General features: G+C 70.8%; 1 protein-coding gene and 1 pseudogene. Both read left to right on the top strand.

From position 1 onward, the window contains the following. The first annotated feature begins 132 nt into the window (after positions 1–132). The gene (gene kynA / locus GH736_RS23065) at positions 133–1020 is read left to right on the top strand and encodes a tryptophan 2,3-dioxygenase (RefSeq protein ID WP_235934650.1); all 888 of its coding nucleotides are present in this window, start codon (positions 133–135) and stop codon (positions 1018–1020) included. 3 nt (positions 1021–1023) lie between these two features. Continuing rightward, positions 1024–1307, top strand: a pseudogene (locus tag GH736_RS23060) (hypothetical protein); the annotation flags it as partial.

Here is a 1307-nt window from a genome sequence, read left to right as displayed (position 1 = left end):
GGGCGGGCAGTGGCCGAGGCCGGCACCACTCCCTGACGCGCAGGAGGCGTCCGTCCCGCATCCAGCCCTCGCAGCGCCCCGCTCGTCCCATCCGGAACGAGCGGGGCGCAGGCGCGCGGCTAGGCTGGCTCCGTGGCCGAACCCGCCGAGAACGCCGAACCCGAGCAGCCCGTCGCGGCGAACACCCGCCGCATCGAGGCATCCGTCGTCACCGACTTCAGTGACCGCATGAGCTACGGCGGATACCTCGACCTGCCTACGCTGCTCTCGGCGCAGCGCCCGATCTCGCGGCCCGAGCACCACGACGAGCTGCTGTTCATCATCCAGCACCAGACCACCGAGCTGTGGCTGAAGCTCGTGCTGCACGAGCTCGAGACGGCGCGCGACCTGCTGCGGGCCGACGAGCTGGCCCCCGCGCTCAAGTGCGTCGCGCGCGTGAAGCACATCCAGCGCACCCTGACCGAGCAGTGGTCGGTGCTCGCGACGCTGACGCCCACCGAGTACGGGCAGTTCCGCGGCGTGCTGGGCAACGCGAGCGGGTTCCAGTCCTACCAGTACCGCGCGGTCGAATTCGTGCTCGGCAACAAGAACGCGAAGATGATGCAGGTCTTCGAGTCGGATGCCGCGGCGAGCGCGATCCTCCGCCACGCGCTCGACTCGCCCAGCATCTACGACGAGTTCCTCAGGCTGCTCGCTCGGGCCGGGTATCCGATCCCGGCGTCGATCCTCGAGCGGGACGTGACGCTCGCGTGGACGTTCCAGCCCGAGCTCGTGCCCGTGTTCGCCGCGATCTACGCGAACCCCGAGGAGCACTGGGCCGCCTACGAGACCTGCGAGGAGCTCGTCGACCTCGAGGACAACTTCCAGCTCTGGCGGTTCCGCCACCTCAAGACCGTCGAGCGCATCATCGGCTCGAAGACCGGCACGGGCGGGTCGAGTGGCGCCCCCTTCCTCCGCCGCGCCCTCGAGCTCACGTTCTTTCCCGAGCTGTACGCCGTGCGCACGGAGATCCCGGGTTGACGGATGCCACGAGCCGCTGACTCCCCGACCGAGGCCCTGCTCGACCTCGGTCCCCTCGCCTCGGCGGTGCGTCGCTCGCTGAACGGCGACCACCCGGGTGAGACGGGCACGATGCTGCCACCGCTCGTCGACCACCACGTGCACCTCATGATCGTCGGCGAGGAGGCACTGGCGGACACGGCGATCGCCGGGTTCGTCGACCTCGGCGCACCGCCCGACCTCGTGGCCGCTCGGCGCCACCGCGGGGGCCTGCCGCGCGCCGACTTCGCGGGCGCGTTCCTCACCGC

This window comes from Agromyces humi, from assembly GCF_009720255.1.
GTDB lineage: Bacteria > Actinomycetota > Actinomycetes > Actinomycetales > Microbacteriaceae > Agromyces > Agromyces humi.
This window is presented reverse-complemented; position numbering and strand designations above follow the sequence as displayed.